Below are 14,127 nucleotides of genomic sequence, written 5' to 3'. Positions count from 1 at the left end.
CCCGACCATGCAAGCCGCCGACAAGCCGAACAACGGACATCCCATCCCCCGCCTGTGGGTGATCGATGACGATCAGGCCATCCGCTGGGTCCTCGAGCGGGCGCTGGCCACCACCGACTTCGCCGTGGAGTCCTTCGACGAGGTGGCGAGTGCGCAGGCCCGGCTCGATCGCGGCGACCTGCCCGACGTGATCTTCTCGGACATCCGCATGCCCGGCGAGGACGGTCTGAGTTTTCTCACCCGACTGGCGGCCGCACACCCGGCGATCCCGGTGGTGATCATGACCGCGCATTCGGACCTGGAGAGCGCGGTGGGCGCCTTCGAGAAGGGCGCCTTCGACTATCTGGCCAAGCCGTTCGACATCGACGAGGCGGTGCGACTCGCCGAGCGCGCCTATGATGCCTCGCGGGAACGCGCGCAGCATGCCGAGCCGGGGGAGGCCGGATCGGGCTCGGAGTTGATCGGCAATGCCCCGGCGATGCAGGAGATCTTCCGCGCCATCGGCCGGCTGGCGCGCTCGTCGGTGACCGTGCTGATCAACGGCGAATCCGGTACCGGCAAGGAACTGGTCGCCCGCGCCCTGCACCGGCACAGCCAGCGTCGCGAGGGGCCGTTCGTCGCGCTCAATACCGCGGCGATCCCCAAGGATCTGCTGGAATCCGAGCTGTTCGGCCACGAAAAGGGCGCGTTCACCGGTGCGGCGGCCCAGCGGCGTGGGCGGTTCGAGCAGGCCCAGGGCGGTACGCTGTTCCTCGATGAAATCGGCGACATGCCGCTGGAATTGCAGACCCGCCTGTTGCGGGTGCTCTCCGACGGGCACTTCTACCGCGTCGGTGGCACCTCACTGATCCAGAGCGACGTGCGCGTGATCGCCGCGACCCACCAGCGCCTCGAGGAACTGGTCAAGGAGGGGCGCTTCCGTGAGGATCTCTACCATCGCCTGAACGTCATCCGCCTCAAGCTGCCGTCGCTGCGCGAACGGGTCGAGGACGTCCCGCAACTGATGCGCTTTTTCCTCGCCCGTGCCGCCGAGGAACTGGGCGTGCCGGTCAAGACCCTGACCCGGTCCGCCGAGGCCCGCCTGTGCGATTACCCCTGGCCGGGCAACGTTCGTGAGCTGGAGAACATCGCCCGCTGGCTGACCGTGATGGCGCCGGGCAACGAAATCAGCATCGACGACCTGCCCGACACCATCATCGAGGGGTTGAGCGGCGAACACGCCGTGGATGGCGACGACCAACTGCTCTCGCGCTGGACCAGCGACCTGTCACGCTGGGCCGAGGCCCGGCTCAAGGCCGGCGATCAGGACCTGTTGGCCACGGCGGGGCCGGCCTTCGAGCGCACCCTGCTGCAGGCCGCGCTGGCCTTCACCGGCGGGCACAAGCAGAAGGCCGCCGCGCTGATCGGCTGGGGACGCAATACGGTCACGCGCAAGCTCAAGGAGCTGGGCGAGCACTGAGGCGCGCTGGCGCCCCGTGGGAGCGGGCCTTGCCCGCGAAGGCCGCAGTAGCGGCCGTCCTGCTCGCAGTCGACCCACCCGTTGGCTCGTTCTGACCACAAATCGGCACTCGCGCCTATCGGTGCGGCTCGGGGGAGGTGGCCCGCTTGCGCCGACTATGGTGCGGCGTGCCCTGGTCGGTCCTGGCCGACTGTCACAAGATCCGACCCTGCCCGATGCTATGCTCCTAAGCAGGTTTTAATCAGTCGGAAACGGGGAATCGGCATGGCCCAGACGGTGGCGCTGTATTCGGTCAAGGGCGGGGTGGGCAAGACCGCCGCGGCGGTCAACCTGGCGGCGTTGTCGGCGGCGGCCGGTCGGCGCGTGCTGGTCTGGGATCTCGATCCCCAGAGCGCCGCGTCGTGGTACCTGCAATCGGAGGCGGGCGCGGAGCGGTCGGTCAAGAAGCTCCTCAAGCCCAAGGGGCTGGCCGCCTCGGTGCGCCCCACCATTCACAACCATCTCTGGGTGCTGCCGGCCCTGCCCGGTCAGCAGGCGATCGAGCATCATCTCGCCGACAAGAAGGACGCCGGCTACCGGCTGGCCAAGCTGATCGACCCGCTGGCCGAGCAGTTCGAGGAGATATGGATCGACGCGCCGCCGGGGCTGTCGCTGCTGGCGGACAACGTGCTGCGCGCGGCCGACATGGTGTTGGTGCCGATGGTGCCCACGCACCTGTCCGAACGCACCTGGTTCCAATTGAAGCGCCACCTCGACGAGCGCCATATCCACCCCGAACGGCTGCGCGCCTTCCTCTCCCTGGTCGATCGCCGCCGGCGCATGCACCGCGAGTTTGCCGAGCGCCATCGCCACGACATCCCCGAGTTGCTCTCGAGCGAGATCCCCTACGCCTCGATCGTCGAACAGATGGGCGAGGATCAACAGCCGAGCGTCTATCGCGAGCCGCGCCACCCGGCCAACCAGGCCTACCGCGCCCTCTGGGACGAGATCGACGGCCTCTTCGCCTGACCCGAGCCGGTCTTTTCCCGGCCCGCTCCCACCGGTTGCCTCCGCACGCCAGGTTTCAGCCGCGCAAGGCTCGCGCCGGCGCCACCCGCGTCATGCGCCGCCCCAGCAACGGGGTGATCAGCCCGGCGAGCAGCAGGCCAGCGCCGATGCCCCAGGCCAGCAGCCAGGGGTTCAGGCGCCAGGGCAGGTCGAAGACCTGGGCGGAGAGCAGCGAGCCCACCCCCATTGCGGCAAACGCCGCGAGTATTCCCACCAGCAGGCCCAGTGCCAGAAACTCGATCCAGAGCGCCGAGAGCACCATGCGGCGACTGGCGCCCATCACGCGCAGCACCGCGGCGTCGTGAATCCGCTGGCGTTCGCTGGCACCGAAGGCGGCCAGCAGGACCACCAGCCCGGCCGCCAGCGTGAAGGCGAACACGTACTCGACCGCCTGGCTGGCGCGCGCGATCAGGGTGCGCACCTCGTCGAGAATGCGCGAGACGTCGAACAGCGTCACCGTGGGGAAGGCACGCAGCAGCTCGACCTGGCGGTCCTCGCTGCCCTCGGGTAGATAGAAGCTGGTGATGTACTGCGCGGCGACGTTTTCCATCAGCGCCGGGCTGGCGGTGACGAAGAAGTTGGGCCGCATCGAGTCCCAGTCGACCGAGCGGATCGAGGTGATCTCGCCCGAGATCGCCCGGCCATCGACGCGGAACGTCAGCCGATCACCCAGTGACCAGCCCAACGTCTCGGCGATGCCCTCCTCAACCGAGAAACCCTCGGCCGGGAATGAGCCGGCCAGCACCTGATTGTCCGCGGCCAGGTCCTCGGCCGTCGACAGGTTGAACTCGCGCGTCGCCAACCGATGGGCGCGCCCCTCGTAGTTGCCGGGATTCATCTCGTTGCCGTTGCGCGCCTCCAGGCGCCCGCGAATCATCGGGTAGAAGCCGGCACCCTCGATGCCTTGCCGGTCCAGGAACGCGCGCATCTCGTCCACCTCGTCGGGCTGGATATTGATGGCGAACACATTGGGTGCGTCTGTCGGGATCTGTCCCTCCCACGCATCGATCAGATCGGCGCGGACCACCGAGAGCAGCAGCACCGCGGTGACCCCCAGTGCCAGCGCGGCGATCTGCGTGGCCGACACCCAGCGCGCCCGTGCCATGCGCGCCAGCCCGAATCGGGCCACGCCGCGCGCCGGCCAGCGGCGCAGGGCACTGACGAGCAGCCAGGCGACCACCAGGAAGGTGCCCAGGCTCGCCGCCAGTCCGCCGAGCACGTACAGGGCCAGCGCGGCATCGCGCGCCTGGAACCAGACCAGCAGCGCGATCGCGGCCACGCCGGCGCCGAACAGCAGGCTCGCCGCCGGGCTGGGGGCGGTTGCCCGCTGGTTGAGCACCCGCAGCGGTGGGGTGTGCTTGAGTTGAATCAGGCTCGGCAGGGCGAAGCCGAACAGGGCGATCAGTGCGACGGCCAGCCCCAGCACTACCGGCACCAGGCTGGGTGGCGGCAGGTCCACCTCAAGTACGGCGGTCATCAGGTCGGCCAGCAGCAGCTGGGTCACGGCACCGATCGCGATGCCGGGAATGGCGGCGGCGAGCGCCAGCATCAGCAGGCGCCAGCGGTAGATCGCCCCGATCTGTCGTGACGAGGCCCCCAGGGCACGCATCAGCGCCGCGGTGTCCTGCTGGATGCGGTTGTAGTGCCGCGCGGCGATCACCAGCGCCGCCCCGGCGAGCAGCACGGCGACCACCGAGGCCAGTCCGAGAAAGCGCGCCGCGCGGTCGAAGGCGGTCTCGAAGGCCGGCTGGCTGTTCTCGGGGCGTTCGAGTTCGTACTCGGCAGGCAATTGCTCGGCCAGTCGATCCAGTCGGGTGGAGCGGTCATCGGCATCGCTGGCCAGGAGCAGCACATGCTCGACCCGGCTGGTGTCGGTGACCAGCTGGGTGGCGGCGAGATCGTCGCGGTGGATCATCAGGCGCGGGGCGGCCTGCGAGAAGACATTGCCCACGTCGGGCTCGCGCTCGAGAATCGCGGTCACCGGCAACTCGCTCTGGCCGACCTGGAGGGTGTCGCCCAGTTCCAGCCCTAAGGACAGGCGTGCCCGCGGCGCGACCCAGGCCTCGCCCGGTGGCGGGCCGTGCGTGACGGTGCGCGGGGCGCCGTCCTCCCGGATCCGCAACTCGCCGCGCAGCGGGTAGGCGTCGTCGACGGCCTTCACACCTACTAGTAGCGTCTGCTCGCCGGCGAGCACCACGGTGGGGAAGATGACCTGTTGGCTGGTGGTGAGATCGAGCTCCTGCGCCGTTTCCAGGGCGGCCTCCAGCGGATCAGGGGCCTCCACGCGCGCATCGGCGGCGAGAAACTGCGCGGCCTGTGCCCGCATCGCCCCGTCGACGCGATCGACGAAAAAGCCCACCGCGGTCACCGCCGAGACGGCCACCAGCAATGCGAGCAGCATCGGGGTCAGCAGCCCGTTCTGTACCTCGCGCACCAGCCCCTGCCAGGCCAGGCGTCGCGTGTGGGGGGCTTGGCTCATGCCCGGCCTCCGGGATGTGCCTGCAGGGCCTCGGGGTCTGGCGTCCAGTCACTGACGCGCCCGGCCTGCACCTGGAAACCCCGGTCACAGCGGGCCGCCAGTGCCGGGTCGTGGGTGACCAGTACCAGCGTGGTTTGGTGACGCTCGCGCAGTCGGAAGAGCAGATCGATGATGTGCTCGCCGGTGGCGGTGTCCAGCGAGCCGGTCGGCTCGTCGGCGAACAGCACCGCCGGCTCGCCGACAAAGGCGCGGGCCAGTGCCACGCGCTGTTGCTCGCCGCCCGAGAGCTGCCTGGGCATGTGGCGTAGCCGCTCGCCGAGACCCACTTCGTCCAGCGCCTCCCGCGCCCGGCGCTCGGCATCGCGCGCGCCGGTCAGTTCCAGGGGCAGGGCGACGTTCTCGAGTGCATTGAGTCCGTCGATCAGCTGGAAGGACTGGAACACGAAGCCGACCCGGCCCGAGCGCACCGCGGCCCGGCCATCCTCGTCGAGTTGCGAAAGCGCGTGGCCGTCGAGCACGACTTCGCCTTGGCTGGGCGAGTCGAGGCCGGCCATCAGGGCCAGCAGGGTGGACTTCCCCGCCCCCGACGGCCCGACCAGCGCGACCGCCTCGCCGGGGAAGATTTGCAGGGTGGCCTCATGCACAATGGTCAGCGGTTCGGGCGTACGTACGGTCTGCGTGACGCCCTCGACGGACAGAATCGGTTGGGCGTCGTTACGGGGAGCATCGGATGAGGTCATGGGGAAAGCTCGGTATCGGCTGGCCGGCGCGTATCGCCGGTCTGTTGCTGCTGTGTTTCTGGTTCGGCGCGAGTATAGGTGACGACACCCCGGCTGCACCGACCCAGGTGCTGGTCTTCGGCGACTCGCTGGCTGCCGCCTACCAGTTGCCCACCGAGGCGGGTTGGGTGGCCGGTCTACGCGAGCGCCTAGCCGATCGCGCCCCCAACTGCTTCGAGGTGACCAATGCCTCGGTCAGCGGCGAGACCACCTCCGGTGGCCTCTCGCGTTTGCCCGAGGTGCTCGAGACCGGCGAATACGACTGGGTGCTGCTCGAGCTGGGGGCGAACGATGGCCTGCGTGGCCTGCCGTTGACGCGCATCGAGGCCAACCTGCAATCGCTGATCGACCGCATCGAGGAACATGGCGCCCAGGTCGTTCTGCTCGGCATCATGCTGCCAACCAACTACGGCCCCGCCTACACTGAGCCATTCGCCGGCATGTACGAGCGGCTGGCCGAAACCAACGATCTGTCCGTGTTGCCCTTCCTGCTCGACGGCGTGGCGAGCGAGGGCGAGCTGATGATGGACGACGGCATCCACCCGAATGCCGACGGGCAGGACCGGGTGTTGGAGAATGTCTGGGAGGTGGTGGCGCCGTTGTGGGAATTGGATGAGCCGAGTGAGCAACCGTGAGTCGATCTGTTGGCTCAGGGTGCTCTGGCGCGGCCATGAATAAAACCATCAGGGGGTGGGGCGGTTCCCGTATGTTTCGCCGAGTATCGCAGTGGAAGCCGAATCAGTCCGAAGGATTGCGCGCAGGGACGCGCGCAACCGTGCCGTCGGGCAGGGATGCCCGTCGGTACGGCTCGGCTGGAGCGAGAAACGCAGGGAACCGCGCCACGCGCGGCGAAACATCCGGCGCGTTTCTTTTCGGCGGTTTTCTTTCGCGCGAGCAAAGAAAATCGCCCCGGTCGTCGGGTACGAGGGCAGAACGGAGCCGTATCGTCTTGACGACGACCGGAACCTCCCTCCTGATGCAAACCAAGATCTTCGATATCTTCCTGACGGCTCTCCAAAAACCAATCGTCTCGCCGATGCCCCGGGATGAAGTTCCGGCTGCGGTGCTACGTCGCTGTGCCCCGGAGGAGAGTTCGACCGGGACGGCCGCTGGGGCGGCCTTGGCGGGCGGGGCCCGCTCCCACGGGGCGGTCGGACAGGACCGAGGGTGGTCGAGCGGCTCCCCTGTGGGAGCTTGCCTTGCAAGCGAATCGCGCCGTTCGGCGCGAGCCCCCGCCTCGCCTGGTCGCCGAGTTTCGAAACCCATTGCTGTCGCCACGGCGGCCGAGGTCGGTCGTAGGAGCGGCTTTAGCCGCGAAGGGGTGCGGCGCGCGGGTCATCGTTCGGCTGGTTCGCGCCTGGATTTGGGCCTCAATTCACTTCTGCATTCGCGCCTGAAGGCGCTCCTACGGTTCGGTTCACACGCTGGGGTAGTTTGCTGCGCGAGCGAGGAGGCAGCCAGGTGAGCATCTGGAAGAGCAGCGCGGCCTTCGGCGGGATGACGATGATCTCGCGGGTGCTGGGGTTTGTCCGCGACATGCTGCTCGCGCGGGTGTTCGGCGCCAGCGCGTCGATGGACGCCTTCTTCGTCGTCTTCAAGATCCCGAATTTCCTGCGCCGCCTGTTCGCCGAGGGCGCCTTCCAACAGGCGTTCGTGCCGGTGCTGTCCGAGTACCGCGAGACCTCGACGCGCGAAGAGCTCAAGCGCTACGTCGATTACATGTTCGGCACGCTGGCGGCGGTTGTCGCGGTGGTCGTCGCCCTGGGACTGGCCGGGGCACCGCTGCTGGTCATGCTGTTCGCACCGGGCTTTACCGACGATCCGGCCCAGCTCGAGCTGGCCGAGACGATGCTGATGATCACCTTCCCGTACCTGCTGTTCATCTCGCTGACCGCCTTTGTTGCCAGCAGCCTGAACGCCTTCGGCCGGTTCGCCATGCCGGCGCTCGCCCCCATCTGGCTCAACCTGAGCCTGATCGCCGCGACACTGGTTGCCGCCCCTTTGTTCGACGAGCCGGTGATGGCGCTGGCCTGGGGCGTGTTCGTCGCCGGCATCCTGCAGCTGTTCTTCCTGCTGCCGTTTCTCGCCCGGCTGGGACTGCTGCCCCGACCGCGAATCGGTCGGCACCCCGGCGTGCGCAAGACCTTGCGACTGATGCTGCCGGCGATGTTCGGTGCCTCGGTGACGCAGATCAACCTGTTGATCGATACCATCCTGGCCTCCTTGCTGGTGGCCGGCTCGGTGAGCTGGCTGTACTACTCCGACCGGCTGGTGGAGCTGCCGCTGGGGGTGTTCGGGGTGGCGATAGGCACGGTGATCCTGCCCGCCCTGTCGCGCGCGTTCGCCCGGGGCAGCGACGAGGATTACAATCGCACCGTCAACGGCGCGCTGCGCCTGACCCTGCTGATCGGCGTGCCGGCGATGGCCGGCCTGATCGGGCTGTCGGTGCCGATCCTGGCCACGCTGTTCGAGTATGGCGCGTTCTCGCCCACCGATACCCAGATGGTGTCGATGGCGATGACCGCCTACGCGCTTGGCCTGCCGGCGTTCCTGCTGATCAAGATCTTCGCGCCGGGCTTCTTCGCCCGGCAGGACACGGTCACCCCGGTGCGCATTGCGGTGATCTCGGTGGGCGCCAACCTGGTCTTCAAGGCCCTGCTGGTGGTGCCGTGGATTTTCTGGCTGGGCGGCGATCTCGCCCACGTGGGACTCGCACTGACCACGGTGATGGCCGCCTGGGTCAACGCGCTGCTGCTGGGCTGGACCCTGCGTCGACGTGGTGTCTGGCGGATCGAGCCCGGTACGCGCCGTTTCATCGGCCACATCACGCTCGCCGCGTTGGCGATGGCGGGCTTGCTGCTCTGGCTGAGCCCGGCCGCCGAGGTCTGGACCGACTGGGCCTGGCTCGAACGGCTCGGGGCGGTGCTCGGCCTGATCATGTTGGGCGTGGCGGTATTCGTGGCTACTGCTGCGGCACTGGGGCAGACCCCGCGCCGCCTGGTATCGGTGGTCGCCTTCGATCGCCTGGTGCCTCGTGAGCGTCAATGACGGAACGCCAATGAAGGAAGCCCGAATGGATCTCATCCGCCTGTCTCACGGGACAACGCCACCTGACGCCGCCCCGGCCGGCGGTGCGGTTGTCACCATCGGCAATTTCGATGGCGTGCACCGTGGGCATCGCGCGGTCATTCGGCAGGCCGCCGAACGGGCTGACGCGTTGGACCTGCCGCTGACGGTAGTGATCTTCGAGCCGCTGCCGCGCGAGTTCTTCGCCGAGCGTCATGGCGTCACGCCGGTGGCTCGGCTCACGCGCCTGCGCGAACGCTTCCAGGCCTTCGAGGCTCTGGGCGTGGTCGACCGGTTGGTGCTGATGCCATTCAATGCGCGACTGGCGAGCATGTCGGCCGAGGTCTTCGTCGAGGAGCTGCTGCTCGATGCGCTGGGCGCGCGGCACGTGGTCATCGGTGACGATTTTCGTTTCGGTGCCAAACGCGCCGGTGATTTCGCCCTGCTGGAATCGATGGGTCCGCGTCTGGGTTTTGGCGTCGAGCGGGCCGTGACGGTCACACTCGATGGCGAGCGCGTCTCCTCGACGCGGGTGCGTGCGGCGCTCGAGGCCCGCGACGTGGCCGCCGCCGCGCGGCTGCTGGGCCACCCGTACTTTCTCTGCGGGCGGGTGATGCATGGCGACAAGCGCGGCCGCCAGCTGGGTTTCCCCACCGCGAACATCGCATTGCGACGCCGGCAGTCGCCGTTGCGTGGTGTCTTTCTGGTGCGGATGAGCGGCATCGACGGCGGGACACGCTACGGGGTGGCCAATATCGGCACCCGCCCGACCGTCGACGGTGGCGAAGCGCGCCTGGAGGTGTTCGTGCTCGACTTCGACGGCGATCTCTACGGGCAGTTGGCGACGGTGGAGTTCCTCGCCGATATCCGTGACGAACGGCGCTTCGAGTCGCTGGATGCCCTGGTCGAACAGATCGGGGCGGATGTGGCCGAGGCGCGCCAACTATTAGACACGCACCGCCGGGCGGGAACGCCCTGGCCGGTGGATGAAGGAGAGACATCGTGACGTCCATCGACGTGCTGATCGACAACCCGATTGCTTGGGGACTGGCAGTTTTTGCGCTGGTCATGCTGGTGGCGACCGCCTGGCTGGCGGCCCGCCTGCGTGCGGAAACCCGGGAGAGCGAGCGGCTGGCCGCCGAACACGAGCGTCTCGAGGCCCAGCTCGAGGACGAGGCCGTGGCCCTGAGCGCCGCCCGGGAGGAACTGGCGGAGGCGCGCACCATGGCGGCTCGCCATGAGGCCGAGCGCCAGCACCTGATCGAGATGCGTGATGCGCTCGAGACCCGGCGGCGCGAGACGCAGGTCGCGCTGGATGCCGAGCGGTCGACTACCAGCACGCTCAAGTCGGAGAAGGCCGAACTGACCGAGCGGCTGGAACGCGAGCGCGAGGCGGCCGACGAGAAGCTCAAGCTGCTCGACGAGGCGCGCGACAAGCTCTCCGATGCCTTCAAGGGGCTGTCGGCCGATGCCTTGTCGCATAACAACGAGTCGTTCCTCAAGCTTGCGCGCGAGAACCTGGAGCGCTTCCAGCACCAGGCCAAGGACGATCTCTCCGCGCGCCACAAGGCGATCGAGCAACTCACTGCCCCGATCCGCGAGCGCCTGGAGAAGTTCGACACCAAGCTCGACGGGCTCGAGCAGGCGCGCACCGGCGCCTATTCGGCGCTCAGCCAGCAGGTCAACGACCTGTTGCAGACCCACCTGCCGCGCCTGCACCGCGAGACCGCGGACCTGGTCAAGGCCTTGCGCCAGCCGCAGGCGCGCGGGCGCTGGGGGGAGCTGCAACTCAAGCGCGTGGTGGAAATGGCCGGGATGCTGGAGCACTGCGACTTCGAGGAGCAGGTCAGCCAATCCAGTGAGGACAGCCGCCTGCGCCCGGACATGATCGTCCATCTGCCGGGCGGGCGGCAGGTGGTCGTCGATGCCAAGGCGCCGGTAGATGCCTATCTGCAGGCCGTCGAGGCGCCGGACGAGGACGGGCGCAAGGCCGCGCTGGTCCGTCACGCCCGCCAGGTGCGCACCCACGTCGGCCAGCTGGCGAAAAAGAGCTACTTCGACCAGTTCGATCCCAGCCCGGAGTTCGTGGTGCTGTTCGTCCCCGGCGAGGCCTTCTTCTCCGCGGCGCTGGCCGAGGACCCGGGGCTGATCGAGTACGGCGCCGAGAACCGCGTCATCCCGGCCAGCCCGACCACGCTGATCGCCCTGCTCAAGGCCGTCTCCTACGGCTGGCGTCAGGAGGCCATGGCGCAGAATGCCGTCGAAGTCGCCGCGTTGGGCAAGGAGCTCTACGAGCGGATCGGCACGCTCGCCGACCACTGGACCAAGGTGGGCAAGAGCCTCAACCAGACGGTCAACGCCTACAACAGCTCAGTAGGCACGCTCGAATCGCGGGTGCTGCCCAGCGCACGTAAGTTCCGTGACCTCAAGACCGTCTCGGCCGACAAGGACATCGCTACGCTCGACCCGGTGACCCAGGAGTCGCGGCCGCTGTCCGCCGCCGAGCTGACCGATGCGTTGTCTGGTCCGTCGGACGAGGATGTGTCCAAGGACACATAGCCTGCCGATGGCGACAGCCGAGTCAGATGCCTCTTCTCGACGGGGTCACTGATGGCGATGGTTACCCGCGGCGGATGGCGGTCTCGAGGTGGGTGTCGACGATCTCGCGGCCGTGATTCTGCCCGTCGGGCATTCGCGCGTAGACGTGCAGGTCGAAAATGCCCGTCATCCGCAGGCGTGCCTGACGTGCCGGGGACGTCGCCGTCTGAATCGACCCGTCGCTCTATCCTTCCGTAAGCCCCTCGGCAAAACGCCCTTCCACGTGCCGAGGCGTACCTGTCGTTCTCCTATATCTTCCAGTCGAAGACCCGTCTCGATGCCGGCTACGAGCCATCCCAGATGCTCGACGTGCTGGTTGGCACCGCGCAGAAACCTTGAGCAATTACACCCATCACCTGGCCGACACCCCGGTGGACGAGCCGATGCAGGGCATTGCCTGGGCACTGCCCTCGACATGAACTAACCCTCGTCGGCGTGCACTAACAATGCGTGGATACCGCTGTCGGTGTGCACTAACACGGTAACCGAGACAAACAGACGGAGTGACGAGATGCACCTCAAGACGACCTTTTCAAAAATGCGAGCGGCATTGCTGGTGCTGCCGGCCTTCGCCCTGCCGGCCGCGGCCCTGGCCGGTAACGGCCTGACAATGCTGGAAAGCCAGTACAGCGTGGCCGAGACCGAGGAGCGTCTGGTCGAGGCGGTCGAGGGCAAGGGCCTGACGGTCATGGCCCAGGTCGATCACCAGGCCAACGCCAAGACGGTCGACATGGAAATGCCGGCGACGCGGCTGGTGATCTTCGGCAACCCGAAGCTCGGTACCCAGTTGATGAAGTGCGCCCCGACGGTGGCGATCGACCTGCCGATGAAGATGCTGATCTGGGAAGACGGGGAGACCGTCAAGGTGGCTTACAACACGGCCGAGTACCTCGTCGAGCGACACGAGATCGGTGATTGCGCCGCGCCGGTGCAGGAAAAGGTGCGTCAGGCGCTTGACGGGTTCGCCCGCATGGCGGCCGGCGACTGAACCGCAAGAGTGGGGTGGGAACACGCAAAAGGCCGGGAAATCTCCCGGCCTTTTGCGTTTTTTGACAGGAATGTTCTCTACCTTGGCAATCGCTCTTGTCCAGAGATCGGTTCAACACAGGACCTTGTGCCAGCCATGAGTAATGCTGTATGAATAAACAGTATTGCCTGTGATTTGTCGCCATTTTGGAATATCATAGTGGTACTTCGTCACTCGTTTGACCCAGAGGAAGGGTGTGCCCATGACTTATGCTCCCCCAAGCCATCCCGGGATTCTTCATCTTGTCCGTGATGCAGCCTTACGTGATCCCTATACCCATCTAGATGATTCGACGCTGCTCGAGCGGGTTTTGGAGATCTATGATCAACGTCAGGTCGCGGACCATCTGTCCCGAGCCGACCCTGGTAACTGGTGTCGGGAAACGATCAACCGCTGGGCCAAGGGCAAGGCCGTGCCCCGGGTGACTCACGCCGCGCATGAAGCTCTGGTGGCGATGCTTCCGTCACCTCCTGCTCACCATGGCGACCCTGACTTCACTTTTGTCGATCTCTTTGCCGGGATCGGAGGAATTCGTCGTGGGTTCGAGAGCGTTGGTGGCAAATGTCTCTTCACTTCCGAATGGGATTCGCACGCAGTTCGCACCTACAAGGCGAACCATTTCTGCGACCCGGAGGAGCACCGTTTCAACAAGGATATTCGGGACATCACTCTTAGCGAGAAACCGGAAATCGGCGAGGAGGCGGCCTATGCACACATCGATCGGGAGGTGCCTGATCACGATGTGCTTTTAGCCGGCTTCCCGTGCCAGCCGTTTTCTCTGGCAGGGGTATCAAAGAAAAACTCGCTGGGGCGGAAACACGGTTTCGAATGCGAGGCGCAGGGCACGCTTTTCTTTGATGTTGCTCGCATCATTGCCGCAAAACGCCCCGCAGCCTTTGTCCTGGAGAATGTGAAGAACTTGAAGAGTCATGATCGAGGTCGCACCTTCCGGGTGATCTGTGAAGCTCTGGACGAGCTCGGGTATGAGGTGGCGGATATCGACGCCCCGAAAGGGCGTGACCCCAAGATCATCGACGCGGCGAACTTTGTTCCCCAGCACCGTGAACGGATCGTGCTGGTGGGATTCCGGCGTGACCTTGAGGTGCATCATGGTTTCACGTTGCGCGACATGGAGAGATTCTATCCGGAGCATCGGTCAGCCTTCGCTGATCTGCTCGACGATGAATATGACGATAAGTACATATTGACCCCGAAGCTCTGGGAGTATCTGTATGGCTACGCTGCAAAGCACCGTGCCAAAGGCAATGGCTTTGGTTTCGGCCTCACTGGCCCCAACGATACTGCCAGAACGCTGTCGGCGCGTTACCACAAGGATGGATCGGAGATACTTGTCGATCGAGGCTTTGACGAAATCCTTGGCCTTCATCACGAGAAAAACATGCTTAACCGTCCGCGACGACTTACTCCCCATGAGTGCGCGCGCCTGATGGGGTTCGATCAAGCCGGGGAAAGCCGCTTCGTGATTCCGGTCTCCGATACCCAAGCCTACCGTCAGTTCGGCAACTCGGTGGTCGTGCCGGTGTTTGCAGCGGTGGCGGGTCTGATGAAGGACAGGGTCGTTGCGGCGCGAGAGAAGGTGGCTGCAGTCGAGGGGAACAAGGTAGAGGATCCACAGTTACAGATGCCGCTGGCACTTTGAAAAGTTTCGGGT

10 protein-coding genes are annotated in these 14,127 nt (G+C 66.4%); 8 read left to right on the top strand and 2 right to left on the bottom strand.

Going from position 1 to position 14,127, the window contains the following annotated elements; all coding sequences use genetic code 11:
* The first annotated feature begins 7 nt into the window (after positions 1-7).
* Positions 8-1,459, top strand: coding sequence for a nitrogen regulation protein NR(I) (ntrC, locus tag ABGV18_RS03890; protein ID WP_396584896.1), 1,452 nt, complete (start codon positions 8-10; stop codon positions 1,457-1,459).
* Between the two features lie 264 nt (positions 1,460-1,723).
* Entirely contained in the window at positions 1,724-2,467 is a 744-nt protein-coding gene (locus tag ABGV18_RS03885; RefSeq protein ID WP_396584895.1) for an AAA family ATPase, read from the top strand.
* Positions 2,468-2,522: 55 nt separating this feature from the next.
* Here ABGV18_RS03885 and ABGV18_RS03880 read toward each other — a convergent pair whose 3' ends face one another.
* Together ABGV18_RS03880 and ABGV18_RS03875 are read right to left on the bottom strand one after the other, a co-directional pair.
* The gene (locus ABGV18_RS03880) at positions 2,523-4,985 is read right to left on the bottom strand and encodes an FtsX-like permease family protein (RefSeq protein ID WP_396584894.1); all 2,463 of its coding nucleotides are present in this window, start codon (positions 4,983-4,985) and stop codon (positions 2,523-2,525) included.
* Complete coding sequence (locus ABGV18_RS03875) at positions 4,982-5,725, bottom strand: ATP-binding cassette domain-containing protein (protein WP_396584893.1); 744 nt, start codon at positions 5,723-5,725, stop codon at positions 4,982-4,984. The genes ABGV18_RS03880 and ABGV18_RS03875 overlap by 4 nt, the downstream gene beginning before the upstream one ends.
* On the opposite strand from ABGV18_RS03875, the gene ABGV18_RS03870 reads away from it, so the two are divergent.
* The 6 genes from ABGV18_RS03870 to dcm all read left to right on the top strand — a co-directional run bounded on the left by ABGV18_RS03870 (position 5,716) and on the right by dcm (position 14,115).
* Complete coding sequence (locus ABGV18_RS03870) at positions 5,716-6,399, top strand: arylesterase (protein WP_396584892.1); 684 nt, start codon at positions 5,716-5,718, stop codon at positions 6,397-6,399. The two genes, ABGV18_RS03875 and ABGV18_RS03870, sit on opposite strands and share 10 nt — an antisense overlap.
* Positions 6,400-7,225: 826 nt before the next feature.
* The gene (gene murJ / locus ABGV18_RS03865; RefSeq protein WP_396584891.1) at positions 7,226-8,812 is read left to right on the top strand and encodes a murein biosynthesis integral membrane protein MurJ; all 1,587 of its coding nucleotides are present in this window, start codon (positions 7,226-7,228) and stop codon (positions 8,810-8,812) included.
* A gap of 25 nt (positions 8,813-8,837) precedes the next feature.
* Entirely contained in the window at positions 8,838-9,836 is a 999-nt protein-coding gene (ribF, locus tag ABGV18_RS03860) for a bifunctional riboflavin kinase/FAD synthetase (RefSeq protein WP_396584890.1), read from the top strand.
* The gene (gene rmuC, locus ABGV18_RS03855) at positions 9,833-11,389 is read left to right on the top strand and encodes a DNA recombination protein RmuC (protein ID WP_396584889.1); all 1,557 of its coding nucleotides are present in this window, start codon (positions 9,833-9,835) and stop codon (positions 11,387-11,389) included. Before ribF ends, rmuC begins: the two co-directional genes overlap by 4 nt.
* 550 nt (positions 11,390-11,939) lie before the next feature.
* Entirely contained in the window at positions 11,940-12,416 is a 477-nt protein-coding gene (locus ABGV18_RS03850) for a DUF302 domain-containing protein (protein WP_396584888.1), read from the top strand.
* Between the two features lie 241 nt (positions 12,417-12,657).
* The gene (dcm, locus tag ABGV18_RS03845) at positions 12,658-14,115 is read left to right on the top strand and encodes a DNA (cytosine-5-)-methyltransferase (RefSeq protein ID WP_396584887.1); all 1,458 of its coding nucleotides are present in this window, start codon (positions 12,658-12,660) and stop codon (positions 14,113-14,115) included.
* Positions 14,116-14,127 lie beyond the last annotated feature (12 nt).

This window comes from Guyparkeria halopsychrophila (assembly GCF_044582135.1).
Lineage (GTDB): Bacteria > Pseudomonadota > Gammaproteobacteria > Halothiobacillales > Halothiobacillaceae > Guyparkeria.
Note: the sequence above shows the minus strand (reverse complement) of the source record. Positions and strands in the feature narration are given on the sequence as shown.

What these genes read in the sequence shown, in the direction of transcription:
- ntrC (WP_396584896.1), top strand. Translation starts at nt 8, where the DNA reads ATGCAAGCCGCCGACAAGCCGAACAACGGACATCCCATCCCCCGCCTG.
- ABGV18_RS03885 (WP_396584895.1), top strand. Translation starts at nt 1,724, where the DNA reads ATGGCCCAGACGGTGGCGCTGTATTCGGTCAAGGGCGGGGTGGGCAAG.
- ABGV18_RS03880 (WP_396584894.1), bottom strand. Translation starts at nt 4,985, where the DNA reads ATGAGCCAAGCCCCCCACACGCGACGCCTGGCCTGGCAGGGGCTGGTG.
- ABGV18_RS03870 (WP_396584892.1), top strand. Translation starts at nt 5,716, where the DNA reads ATGAGGTCATGGGGAAAGCTCGGTATCGGCTGGCCGGCGCGTATCGCC.
- ABGV18_RS03875 (WP_396584893.1), bottom strand. Translation starts at nt 5,725, where the DNA reads ATGACCTCATCCGATGCTCCCCGTAACGACGCCCAACCGATTCTGTCC.
- ribF (WP_396584890.1), top strand. Translation starts at nt 8,838, where the DNA reads ATGGATCTCATCCGCCTGTCTCACGGGACAACGCCACCTGACGCCGCC.
- ABGV18_RS03850 (WP_396584888.1), top strand. Translation starts at nt 11,940, where the DNA reads ATGCACCTCAAGACGACCTTTTCAAAAATGCGAGCGGCATTGCTGGTG.
- dcm (WP_396584887.1), top strand. Translation starts at nt 12,658, where the DNA reads ATGACTTATGCTCCCCCAAGCCATCCCGGGATTCTTCATCTTGTCCGT.